Raw genomic sequence first — 10889 nt, 5'->3', positions numbered from 1 at the left:
TGGCGGTGGCGCCGGTGGCGATGATGACCGCCTCCGAGCGGTAGCTGACGCTCTCCCCCTGGATGAGGAAGGGGCGCGAGGAGAAGTCCACCTTGACGACGTTCTCCATGTGGATGCGGGTGCCGAAGCGCTCGGCCTGCTTCTGAAAGCGCTCCATGACCTCGGGGCCCGTGATGCCCTCGGGGAAGCCCGGGTAGTTCTCCACGTCCGTGGTGATCATGAGCTGCCCGCCGGGCACGCGGCTGGCGTCCTCGAGCGTCGGGCCACCCGCGAACACCACGGGCTCCAGATTGGCGCGTCCGGCATAGATGGCTGCGGTGTAGCCCGCGGGGCCTGAACCGATGATGGTCACCTTGTTGATCTTCTCGTCCGCCACGGCTGTAGCTCCTCTTGAATGGAGGCTGGACAGTACCAGAGCACCTCGGGCGCGTGATACGAAGGTGACTCATGGATGCCTCGCTCCTCAAGAAGGTCGCGCTCTTCGAGGGCCTGACTCAGGGCCAGCTCGCCAAGGTGGCCTCCATTGCGCAGGTTCGCCAGTACGAGGGGAGCTCGTTCATCTTCCGGGAAGGCGATACCGGTCAGGAGATGTACGTCATCGTCGAGGGGCGGGTGCGCATCTCGAAGAACGTTCCGGGCATTGGCGAGGAGGCGCTCGCCATCCTGGAAAAGGGCCAGTATTTCGGGGAGATGGCCGTCATTGACGACAACCCACGCTCCGCGGACGCCATCGCCCACACGCCCTGTACGCTCTGGACCATCGAGCGCACCCAGCTGGATCAGCTGATGTTCACCGACAAGGACCTGGCCTACGTGCTGCTGTGGACCTTCGTCCGCACGCTCTCCGAGCGACTGAGAGAGACGGGCGACAAGATCAAGGCCTTCTTCGCCATCTCTCGCTTCTGAGAGTTCCATTCTTACCTGCTTTTCCCAGCTCACGGGTACGCAGCACTCCATCCATGAACCCACTCTGGATGCTCGAGACCCCCTCCCCTCCCGCGGACGCTCGCATCCCTTATGGCGAGAGCGTCCACCACTTCGGGGATCTGCGCCTGCCACCCGGCCCTGGCCCCCACCCCGTCGTCGTCATGGTTCACGGGGGTTTCTGGCGCGCGAAGTATGACCTGGAGCACGTGGGCCACCTGTGCGCGGACCTCGCGCGGCGCGGCTATGCCACCTGGAGCCTCGAGTACCGGCGCGTCGGCCACGAGGGCGGAGGCTGGCCGGGCACGTTCGAGGACGTCGCGCGAGGCATGGACTTCCTGCGCACGCTGGGCAGCTCCCAGCCCTTGGACCTGTCGCGCGTGGTGGCCATGGGGCACTCCGCCGGAGGACACCTGGCCCTCTGGCTCGCCGCGCGCCGCCGCCTGCGCCCAGGAGAGCCGCTCTACAGCCCGGATCCCTTCATCCCTCGCGGAGTGGTGGTGCTCGCCGGCGTGGTGGACCTCGAGCGCGCCCATGCGCTGCGGCTCAGCCATGACATCGTGACGGAGTTTCTCGGAGGCACTCCCACCCAGGTTCCCGAGCGCTACCGACTGGGTTCCCCCGCCGCGCTCGCACCGCTGGGCGTGAGGCAGATCCTCCTCCACGGGACGGAGGACGAGCCCGTCCCTGCCTCGCTCAGCACCGACTACCACGCCCGCGCGGCGGCACTCGGGGAGGACATCCACCTCATCCCACTCCCAGGCGCCGGGCACTTCGAGCTCATCAACCCGCTGTCGCGAGAGTGGCCGCGGGTGGTGGAGGCTCTCGGCTCGTTGTTGGGCGGGGACTCGATCAGCGGGAGGTGACGCTCACGTTGCTGGCACTCCCTCAGAAGCCGCGCATCCAGCCGCCGTCAGCCACGATGGACTGGCCGGTGATGTAGGCGGCCTGCTCCGAGGACAGGAAGGCCACCAGCGCCCCTAGCTCCTCCGGACGCCCGAGCCGCCGGGCCGGGATCTGCGAGGTGATGCGATCCTCGGGGATGCCCAGCTCCTTGAGGCGCTCGGTGGCGTGGAAGCCGGGGAGCACGGCGTTGAGCGTCACTCCGTGCTCGGCCAGCTCGCCGCTGACGATCTTCGTGAGCCCCATCAGCCCGGCCCGCAAGCCGCTGGAGATGGTCAGCCCTGGCATCGGCTCGCGGGCGGAGGACGAGGTGAGGAGGATGATGCGGCCCCAGCGCTGCTCCTTCATCCCCGGCGCCACGGCGCGGATGCCCTCCACCGCGCCCATCCACAAGCTCTGGAAGGCCTCCTCCCACTGGGCATCGGAGATCTCCAGGATGCCGCCCTTGGGCGGGCCGCCCGTGTTGACGACGAGGACGTCCACGCCTCCGAGCGCACCCTTCACCTGCTCCACGACGGTGCGGGTGGCGCCCGGCACGGACAGGTCCGCCGCCACGCCGAGCGCAGCGCCCATGTTGACGGCGGCAGCGCGGATGCGCTCCTCACTGCGCGAGCAGATGGCCACCCGCGCTCCCTCCCTGACGAGCTGCGAGGCGATGCCAAACCCCAACCCAGCCGAGGCCCCCAGCACCAGGGCCCGCCTACCCTTCAATCCTAAATCCATCCTTGTGCTCCTCCAGGAAAGGAACGAGCCGCTCACGGACGAGCCGGGCGGCGCGCTCGAGATCCACATCTTCCGCGCGAGTGAGGCCCTCGGTCAGCTCGGACACGATGCGACCGGCGATGGCGCCCACCTCGTAGGCCAGGCGGTACGGGACGCGGCTGAAGCTGACGAGCGTGTAGCGGCTGAGAAACTGGCCTGGGAAGGCGTTGAGCAGCACCTTCTCCACCTGCTTCTCCAGGAGGAAGCGCGGGCTGGCGGTGCTGTCGCGCATCTCGATGAAGTTCTCCACGGCCATGTCGGCGATGGCGTCCGCGTGGGGCTTGCGCAGGCGGAAGAACTCGGCGAAGGCCTCCTCCCAGCGCGAGTGGCGCGCCAGGAGCGCGTCGAGCACCCCACAGTCCTCGAAGCCGCAGTTCATCCCCTGTCCGAAGAAGGGGACGATGGCGTGCGCGGCGTCCCCGAGCACCACAGCTCGGCCTCCCACGTGCCACGGCGCGCTCTTCACCGTCACCATGGAGCCGGTGGGGTTGTGGAAGAAGTCTTGGGTGAGCGCGGGGATGAGCGCCAGGGCGTCCGGGAACTGCTCCTGGAAGAAGGCGGTGAGCTTCGAGGGAGAGTCCAGCGAGGCGAAGCTCACCGGCCCCTCGAAGGGCAGGAAGAGCGTGCAGGTGAAGCTGCCGTCCTGGTTTGGCAGCGCGATCAGCATGAACGTTCCGCGCGGCCAGATGTGGAGCGCGTGCTTCTCCATCCTCCAGGAGCCGCCGGGCCCCGCAGGAATGGAGAGCTCCTTGTAGCCGTGGCTCAGCGGCTCCTGGGTGGAGGCATGGCCCGGCAGCCGCGCCATCTCCTGCCGCACCGCCGAGCCCGAGCCGTCCGCTCCGAGCAGCACCGTGACGCGCTCCTCGCGGCTGGCGCCGCTCGCCTCGTCCACGACGGTGAGGGTGCTCGAGTCGAAGTCCACGCGTTGGATGCGCTGCTTGAAGCGGATGCGCACCTTGCCCGTGCCCTCGGCGTGCGTCATCAGGTACTGGTTGAGCCAGGCTCGGGAGATGCTGTTGATGTGCTGAGAGTCGTCCTTGCCGTAGGGCTGCAGGGTCAGCTCGCCGGCCAGCGGGTGGATCATCCTCCCGCGCATGGGGATGGCATGGCGCCGCGCCTCGTCGTCGAGCCCCACCTGCCGCAGCGCATGGAGCCCGCGCGCGGAGATGGCCAGGTTGATGGAGCGCCCGGCCTCAACAGTCTCGCGGCGCATGTCCGGACGCCGCTCCAGCACATCCACCTGGAAGCCACGCCGGGCCAGGAACAGGGCCATCAGCGAGCCGACGAGGCCCGCTCCGGCCAGGGTGAGAGGCTCCGTCCGCTCAATCTCGCGCATGGCTCTCGAGGATCCTCACGAAGCGGTACACGTCCAGGAAGCTGCAGTACAGCGGCGCGGGGGCCGCGCGGATGATGTCCGGCTCGCGGAAGTCGCAGAAGACGCCGGCCTCGACGAGCCTGGCGAGCAGCCGCTTCGGCTCCTTGGTGAAGCGCAGCGAGAGCTGCGAGCCCCGGGCCTTCAAGTCCCGCGGTGTGACGATGTGCACGATCCCTGGAGGCAGCCGCTCGAGGAGGAACTCGAGGTAGCTGGTGAGCAGGTCTCCCTTGAGGCGGAGCGCCGGCATCGTCGCTTGATCGAACAGCTCCATGGAGGCGCGCAGGGCGGCCAGCTGGAGGATGGGCGGGTTGGAGAGCTGCCAGCCCTCGGCGCCCGGCAGGGGCACGAAGTCGGGCCCCATCTCGAAGCGGGTGGCCTTGTCATGGCCCCACCAGCCCTCGAAGCGAGGAATGCCTGGCATGTGGGCGTGGCGCTCGTGGACGAAGACACCGCCCAGCGTGCCGGGCCCACCGTTGAGGTACTTGTACGAGCACCACACGGCGAAGTCCGGCCCGTCGTCGTGGAGCGACAGCCGCAGGTTGCCGGCGCCGTGGGCCAGATCGAACCCCACGCGGCAGCCCCGCTCGTGCGCGGCGCGGGTAATGGCCTTCATGTCGAAGGCCTGCCCGGTGAGGTAGTTCACGTTGCCCAGCAGCACGAGCGCGAGCTCGGGCCCGTGGCGATCGATCGTGTCGAGGATGTCCTCCTCGCGCAGGGTGTCCTCGCCGAAGCGGGGCTCCAGGCGCAGGAGGGCCTCCTTGGGATCGAAGCCGTGGAAGCGCGCCTGCGAGGCCACCGCGTACTGGTCTGAGGGGAAGGCGCCGCCTTCGATGAGGATGCGGAAGCGCTCGCGGGTGGGCCGGTAGAAGGACACCATCATCAGGTGGAGGTTCACCGAGAGGGTATTCATCACGACGACTTCGAGCGGCAGGGCACCCACCAGGCGGGCCGTCTGCGCCGTCAACGTCTCGTGGTAGGGCAGCCACGGGTGGCGCGCGTGGAAGTGGCCCTCCACGCCCAGGCGCTCCCAGTCCTCCAGCTCCTCCACCACGTACTGCTTCGCCTTGCGAGGCTGGAGGCCGAGCGAGTTGCCGACGAAGTAGATGGCGGGCTCGCCGTCCTTGCGCCGGGGGAAGAGGAACTCGTCCCGGAAGTGGCGCAGCGGATCCTCGGCGTCCATGCGCTGGGCGAAGGCCTCGCCCTCCTCGAAGTTCACCACGTCTGGGGCCATCATGGAGCGAACTCCTCCCGCGAGCGCCCGAGCCACTCGAGCGCGTTGCGCCACAGGAGCCGCTCGCGCGTGGAGGACTCCAGGCCGGACAGGGACTCGATCAGCGTGCCCGGGCGGTCCTCGCCCAGCGGGAAGGGGTAGTCGCTGCCGAGCGCCACCTTCTCCGGGCCGAACAGCTTCACGATGAAGCGCAGCGTCTCCGCGTCGTGGACGAGCGAGTCCACCCAGAAGCGTCCGAGGTAGTCCCGCGGCGGCACCTTGTTGTCCACGGCCACCAGGTCCGGCCGGGCCTCGAAGCCGTGCTGGAGGCGGCCAAAGGTGCCGGGGAACGCGCCACCGCCGTGCGCGAAAGCGAGCCGCAGCCGGGGCAGCCGCTCGAGCGTGCCAGAGAAGAGGAGCGTGGAGATGGCCAGCGCGACTTCAGAGGGCATGCCCACCAGCCACGGCAGCCAGTACTTCTCCATCCGCGCCCCGCCGAGCATGTCCCACGGGTGGACGAATACCGCCGCGCCCAGCTCCGCGGCCGCCTCGAAGAAGGGGAAGAGCACCGGGTCGCCCAGGTTGGTGCCGTTGACGTGCGAGCCGATCTGCACACCGGCAAGCCCCAGCTCGCGCACGCAGCGCTCCAGCTCGCGCACGGCCAGCGCCACGTCCTGGAGGGGCACGGTGCCCAGGCCCGCGAAGCGGCGCGGGTTGCCGCGCACCACGGAGGCGAGGTGATCATTGAGGAACCGGGACAGATCCAGCCCGTGCTCGGGCTTCGTCCAGTAGCTGAACATCACCGGCACGGTGGAGAGCACCTGGACGGAGACTCCGGCTGCGTCGCACTCCTTGAGGCGCTGGTCCGGGTCCCAGCAGTTGCTCTCGATCTCGCGGAAGAACTTTCCGTCGTCCCGCAGCATGCGGGCGCGGCACGGCGCGTGGTGCTCCAGGGTGATGAACCCGCCATAGCCATAGCGCTCGGCGAAGCGGGGCACCTCGGCCGGGAGCAGGTGGGTGTGGATGTCGATCTTCACTTGCCTCCGCTCCGAGTCATCTGGAAGCCGCACTGCTTGCAGGTGCAGTGCGCCGGATCGCTGTAGAAGCGATCGAACACCGGGGGGAGCTGCGTGACGATGTTGGAGATGTGGAGGAACTCCTCGTACAGCTTGCTGTCACACCGGGGGCAGAACCAGGCGAAGCCATCCAGCTCGAGAGGCTGGCGCCTGCGCTCGATGACGAGGCCCACCGTGCCCGCGGGCCGCTGCGGCGAGTGCGGTACCTTGGGGGGCAGCAGGAAGATATCGCCCTCGCGGATGGGGAGATCGCGCGGCTTGCCGTCCTCGATGATGCGCAGGTTGATGTCGCCCTCGAGCTGGTAGAAGAACTCCTCGCTCTCGTCGATGTGGAAGTCGGTGCGCGAGTTGGGCCCGCCCACCACCATCACGATGAACTCCTGGTCCTTCCACACCATCTGGTTGCCCACGGGGGGCTTGAGCAGGTGGCGGTGCTCCTCGATCCACTTCTTGAAGTTGAAGGGCGGCATCAGGGCCATGGCTCAGTCTCCAATCGTGGCAATGCACTTGAGTTCGATGGCGATGGGCGTGGGCAGCGCGTTGATCTCCAGCGTGGTGCGGCACGGCGGGCTGGCCTTGAAGTACTCGGCCCAGAGGCGGTTGTAGGTGGGGAAGTCCGCCTTCATGTTGGTGAGGTACACGGTGACGTCCACCAGCCGCTCCCAGGAGGAGCCCGCCTCCTCGAGGATGTAGCGCACGTTGCGGAACACCGAGTGGCACTGGGCCTCGATGTCGTAGGAGACGATGTTGCCCTGGGCGTCCAGTTCCACGCCGGGGATCTTCTTGGCGCCGCGCTCGCGAGGCCCCACGCCGGACAGGAACAGGAGGTTGCCCACGCGGCGCGCATGGGGGTAGAGGCCCACCGGCTCGGGGGCTCGCTTCGAGTCGATCCGCTCTTCCTGGCTCATAGCTTCACGCACACGTTCTTGGGCTCGGTGAAGAAGCGCAGCACCTCTTGGCCGCCCTCGCGCCCCATGCCCGAGTCCTTCATGCCACCGAAGGGCGTGCGGAGATCGCGCAGCATCCAGCAGTTGATCCAGACGATCCCGCTGTGCAGCCGGGCGGCGAAGCGGTGGGCGCGGCTGAGATCCTTCGTCCACACGGTGGCGGCCAGGCCGTAACTGGTGGAGTTGGCCCAGGTGAGCACCTCCTCCTCCTTCTCGAAGGGGATGAGCGTGGCCACAGGCCCGAAGATCTCCTCCTGGTTGGTGCGGCACTCGGCCCCGAGCCCCTCCACGAGGGTGGGCTCGACGAACCAGCCGTTGCGGCACCGCCCCTCCAGCTTCGCGCGGGTGCCACCGGTGAGGAGCTTGCCGCCCTCCTTGCGGGCGAGCTCGATGTAGCTCATCACCTTGTCGAAGTGCTGCTGGGAGACGAGCGCGCCCTGCTCGGTGCCTGGATCGAGCGGGTCGCCCAGCTTGAGCGCGCGCGTGCGGGCCACGAGCGCCTCCTTGAAGCGCTCGTAGAGGGGGGCCTGGACGAAGATGCGCGGGCCGCAGAGGCAGATCTGCCCCTGGTTGGAGAAGGACGAGCGCACCGTGGTGGCCACCGCCTCGTCGAAGTCGCAGTCGGCGAAGATGACGTTGGGATTCTTGCCGCCCATCTCCAGGGAGATCTTCTTGAAGAGGGGAGCGGCGGTGCGGGCGATCTCGGCGCCGACGCGCGTGCTCCCGGTGAAGGAGATGGCGCGGACCTCTGGGTGGCTGCTCAGGGCGGCGCCGACCTTGGCGCCCAGGCCATGGACGATGTTGAGCACCCCCGGCGGCAGCCCCACGTCGCGGCACACCTGCGAGAGGAGGAAGGCTGTCATGGGTGTCACCTCGGAGGGCTTGCCGACCACGCAGTTGCCCGTGGCGAGCGCGGGGGCGATCTTCCAGGTGAACAGGTAGAGCGGCAGGTTCCAGGGTGAGATGCACCCGACGACGCCCAGGGGCGAGCGCAGGGTGTAGTTGAGCGCCACGTTGTCGGTGGCGTGGGCCTCGCTGGAGAACTGGGTGGCAGCGTCCGCGAAGAACTCGAAGTTGAGGATGCTGCGCGGAATGTCGACGGTGGAGGCCACGGAGAGCGGCTTGCCGGTGTCGATGGACTCGGCGCGGGCGAACTCGGACAGGCGTGCACGAATGGAATCGGCGATCCGGCGCAGCAGGCGGGAGCGGTCGGCGGTGGGGGTGGCGGACCAGGCTGGGAAGGCGCGAGAGGCTGCCTCAACGGCGCGCGCAACGTCTGTCTCATCCGAGTCGGGGATGAGGGCGTAGGGCTCGGCGGTGGCGGGCTCTGGCTTTTCCAGCCACTTCTGCGCATTCGGGGGCACCAGCTCACCCCCGATGTAGTTGAGGACCTTCTGCATGCCGGACTCCTCCTCGGGCTACCGGGCGCCCGAATAGCACGGTGGCGCTCGCCAGGTCACGGCTCGGGGGCCCCAGGATTTCACATAGGAAGCAGAAGCCGCTTGCGCTGGCCTCGGGGGTGCCCTGAAGCTCGCCCGCCCTGGTTCTTGGGGAGCAGGCACGCACATGGCAATAACGGAACGGAATCATCAGGAGCTGGCCCGGCTGCTGGACCAGGCGCGGCTCGAGGCCCGGGAGGTCCCTCCCCTCACCCGGACCCACGCGGAGCTGCCGCTGCGGGACGCCTACGCCATCCAAGCGGAGGGCATCCGGCTGCGGATCGAGCACGGCGAGCGGGTGGTGGGCCTGAAGATGGGGCTGACGTCCGAGGCCAAGCGCAAGCAGATGAACCTGGACTCGCCAGTGTACGGGGTGCTCACGGACCGGATGCAGATCCCCGCCGGAGGCGTGTTCCGGCTGCAGAGCTCCATCCACCCGAAGATCGAGCCGGAGATCGCCTTCCGCACCTCGCGCGTGCTGCGCGGCAGGATTACGCGGGAGGAGGCGTTCAACGCATGCGCCAGCGCGATGGCGGCGATGGAGATCCTCGACTCGCGCTACGTGGACTTCAAATACTTCTCGCTGCCGGACGTGGTGGCGGACAACTCCTCCTCGTCCATGTTCGTGCTGGGCACGACCGAGCGCCCGCCGCGAGAGCTGGACTTGGCGCGGCTCCAGATGTCGATGGAGGTGAACGGCGAGCAGGTGCAGTCAGCGCTCTCCAGCGCCATCTCGGGAGATCCGCTGCTGTCGGTGGTGCAGCTCTGCGAGCTGCTCGATGCTCGCGGCGAGTCACTCCCGGCAGGGAGCATCGTGCTCGCGGGGGCGGCCACCGCCGCGCACATGCTGAAACCGGGAGACCAAGTCCGGCTCACGGTGGATGGGCTGGGGAGCGTCTCAGTCTCTGTGTCGCCCTGATAAGGGTGTTGAGCGGTTCTCAGCTCCAAACCGGTGGCAGCACGGTCTGCTCATCTCATCATCGCGCATGTCAGCCCGAGCTGATTTTCTGGCAGACACGGCAACGAGGAGGGTGGCGGACATGGAACGGATGGGGCTTGTTGCACACGTCGAGCAGCAACTGGAGCGAGTCATTTCGCTGGGCTTGCTCCCAGAGCAGGGACTTCTTCCCTCGGAGCACACCCTGGCCCGGCAGTATGGCGTCTCGCGAGCCACGGCCCGGCAGGCCCTGCAGCGGCTGGCCGCGAGGGGACTGGTGGTGCAACACCCCGGGCGCAGAAGCCGCGCAGTGGTGCTGGACGAAGTGGTGACCCTGGAGGACCTGGGAGTGGCGCTGCATGCAGACCAGGGCCCGGCCCACCCGGAGAGGCGGCGGTTGCTGGAGGGTTATCTGGCATTGAAGCGGGAGACAACGGTAGAGCTACTGGCCAGCTGCTGCGAGCACGCCTCGGAGACAGAGCTGGAGCGGCTGCAAGACGCCTGCTTCGCGTTGAGAGATGCGGCGCGCTGGAAGGTGGAAGGCAGAGAGTGGGTGACGTGGGAGTTCGAGCTGCTGAGGCTGGCGGCCCGCGCGGCGGACCGTCCCGGGCACTTGCTGCTGATTCACTCGCTGGAGCGCTCTTTCAGGACGATGGCCGCAAGGGTGCTGCCCCACCTGGATTCAGAGGCTGCCCAGGAGTGGGCATGGTGCGCCTTTCATGCATTGGGCGACAGGGACGCGCAGTCGCTGAGGCGAGAGCTTCCGACACTGCTCCAAGCGGCCGATGAGCGCCTGCTCGCCAACCTGACGCCAACCCGCCAAGCCGTCGTGGCACCCAAGGCTCCGCACGGGTCGGCGGAGCCACTCCCTGGGTTGCGCCCAGAGCCAGAATCCGCCAGGGGTGAGCTGCCGGGCGCAAGCGTTGCCAACCTGTCTGCTTGTCATACAGGTTCGCTCCAGGCGCCGCCGACAGCAGGCTCGCCGCCCGAGCTGTATGCTTGTCATACAGGTTCGCTCCAGGCGCCGCCGACAGCAGGCTCCACACCTGAGTCTCCGTCCACCCTCTTCGGCCAGCCTTCGGGCGACACAGCGCTCGAGGCGGGTGAGCTCCCTGGGCGCAGAGAGGAACGTGGCTGCTTTACCTGGTCTCCGGTGCCATGGCCGCTGGTGGCTTCACCTCAAGGCCACCCAAGCTCTGTGCCTCAATCCACAAGTGGGCTCCGGTCGGACTCGGCCTCCCTGAGCCGGACTGCTTGTCATACAGGTTCGTGCCATGCGGAGGAGGAGGACTCCCACCGGGTGTTCCGTCCACCGG

The 10889-nt window shown here is 68.1% G+C and carries 12 protein-coding genes; 4 read left to right on the top strand and 8 right to left on the bottom strand.

The genetic code is table 11. The features are described 5' to 3' along the window. The coding region (locus VD972_RS21035; RefSeq protein WP_324989717.1) for an NAD(P)/FAD-dependent oxidoreductase at positions 1-376 on the bottom strand (376 nt) is incomplete at its 3' end. 71 nt (positions 377-447) lie between these two features. On the opposite strand from VD972_RS21035, the gene VD972_RS21030 reads away from it, so the two are divergent. Both VD972_RS21030 and VD972_RS21025 read left to right on the top strand, forming a co-directional pair. Further along, positions 448-906, top strand: a complete 459-nt coding sequence (locus VD972_RS21030; RefSeq protein ID WP_324989715.1) for a cyclic nucleotide-binding domain-containing protein — start codon at positions 448-450, stop codon at positions 904-906. A gap of 53 nt (positions 907-959) precedes the next feature. Next, a complete protein-coding gene (locus tag VD972_RS21025; protein WP_324989713.1) occupies positions 960-1790 on the top strand; it encodes an alpha/beta hydrolase in 831 nt (276 codons plus the stop codon). A 22-nt stretch (positions 1791-1812) separates the two neighbouring features. On the opposite strand, the gene VD972_RS21020 is transcribed toward VD972_RS21025, so the two are convergent. From VD972_RS21020 to VD972_RS20990, 7 genes are read right to left on the bottom strand one after another with little or no spacing between them, the layout of a single operon-like run. Then, positions 1813-2538: an SDR family oxidoreductase gene (locus VD972_RS21020; protein WP_324989711.1), complete on the bottom strand. Its 726-nt coding sequence runs from the start codon at positions 2536-2538 to the stop codon at positions 1813-1815. Continuing rightward, positions 2528-3925, bottom strand: a complete 1398-nt coding sequence (locus VD972_RS21015; protein ID WP_324989709.1) for an NAD(P)/FAD-dependent oxidoreductase — start codon at positions 3923-3925, stop codon at positions 2528-2530. The genes VD972_RS21020 and VD972_RS21015 overlap by 11 nt, the downstream gene beginning before the upstream one ends. Further along, positions 3912-5195, bottom strand: coding sequence for a kynureninase (kynU, locus tag VD972_RS21010; protein ID WP_414654096.1), 1284 nt, complete (start codon positions 5193-5195; stop codon positions 3912-3914). Before kynU ends, VD972_RS21015 begins: the two co-directional genes overlap by 14 nt. Continuing rightward, positions 5195-6211, bottom strand: a complete 1017-nt coding sequence (locus VD972_RS21005; protein ID WP_324989705.1) for an amidohydrolase family protein — start codon at positions 6209-6211, stop codon at positions 5195-5197. The genes kynU and VD972_RS21005 overlap by 1 nt, the downstream gene beginning before the upstream one ends. Further along, a complete protein-coding gene (nbaC, locus tag VD972_RS21000) occupies positions 6208-6729 on the bottom strand; it encodes a 3-hydroxyanthranilate 3,4-dioxygenase (protein ID WP_324989704.1) in 522 nt (173 codons plus the stop codon). Before nbaC ends, VD972_RS21005 begins: the two co-directional genes overlap by 4 nt. 3 nt (positions 6730-6732) lie before the next feature. Beyond that, positions 6733-7158, bottom strand: coding sequence for a RidA family protein (locus tag VD972_RS20995; RefSeq protein WP_324989701.1), 426 nt, complete (start codon positions 7156-7158; stop codon positions 6733-6735). Continuing rightward, the gene (locus tag VD972_RS20990) at positions 7155-8597 is read right to left on the bottom strand and encodes an aldehyde dehydrogenase (protein WP_324989700.1); all 1443 of its coding nucleotides are present in this window, start codon (positions 8595-8597) and stop codon (positions 7155-7157) included. Before VD972_RS20990 ends, VD972_RS20995 begins: the two co-directional genes overlap by 4 nt. Before the next feature lie 166 nt (positions 8598-8763). Here VD972_RS20990 and VD972_RS20985 point away from each other — a divergent pair, with 166 nt between their 5' ends. Next, positions 8764-9555, top strand: a complete 792-nt coding sequence (locus VD972_RS20985; RefSeq protein ID WP_324989698.1) for a 2-keto-4-pentenoate hydratase — start codon at positions 8764-8766, stop codon at positions 9553-9555. Continuing rightward, positions 9518-10889: GntR family transcriptional regulator (locus tag VD972_RS20980; RefSeq protein WP_324989696.1), on the top strand; the 1372-nt coding region annotated here is incomplete at its 3' end. The genes VD972_RS20985 and VD972_RS20980, both read left to right, overlap by 38 nt.

The organism is Hyalangium sp. (assembly GCF_035629615.1).
Classification (GTDB): Bacteria; Myxococcota; Myxococcia; order Myxococcales; family Myxococcaceae; genus Hyalangium.
This window is presented reverse-complemented; position numbering and strand designations above follow the sequence as displayed.